The sequence below is a fragment of the Vibrio sp. 704 genome (assembly GCF_033339295.1).
In genome coordinates this window covers 1-635 of sequence record NZ_JAWOUH010000583.1, presented here as the reverse complement: position 1 = coordinate 635, position 635 = coordinate 1, and the positions used below count along the sequence as shown (strand labels likewise).

Below are 635 nucleotides of genomic sequence, written 5' to 3'. Positions count from 1 at the left end.
TGAAGACGTGATTGAACGTGATGGTTTAACGGGTTACCGACTCATCGCCGCTGAATCTGACGGCTTGCCGGGCGTGACGATTGACCGCTACCAAAACTTCTTCGTATGTCAATTGCTCAGCGCAGGCGCAGAATACAACAAGCAAGCGATTGTAGATGCATTGGTTGAATGCTTCCCTGATTGCAATGTCTACGAACGCTCTGACGTAGCAGTACGTAAGAAAGAAGGTTTGAAAGAAACCACTGGCGTATTGCACGGTGAAGTGCCTCCAAAATCTGTCGTCATCGAAGAAAACGGCGTAAAAATCAGTGTCGACATTGTAGGGGGACATAAAACGGGCTTCTACCTAGACCAGCGCGACAGTCGTCAACAAGCAATGAAGTACGTTAAAGATAAAGAAGTTCTTAACTGCTTCTCTTACACAGGTGGCTTTGGTCTTTACGCACTGAAAGGCGGCGCAAAACGCGTAATTAATGCGGATGTGTCTCAGCCAGCATTGGACACAGCAAAATACAATGCAGAGCTGAACGAGTTTGATATCTCGAAAAAGCGCGCTGTTTTCTTAAACGCAGATGTATTTAAACTGCTTCGTGAATACCGTGACCAAGGTACTCAGTTTGATGTGGTTATCATGG

General features: G+C 46.1%; 1 protein-coding gene. It reads left to right on the top strand.

The window, feature by feature from the left end; translation table 11 throughout:
* Positions 1 to 635, top strand: a 635-nt coding sequence (locus R7R24_RS27880; protein ID WP_318120312.1) for a class I SAM-dependent methyltransferase, incomplete at both ends; no start/stop codon positions are given.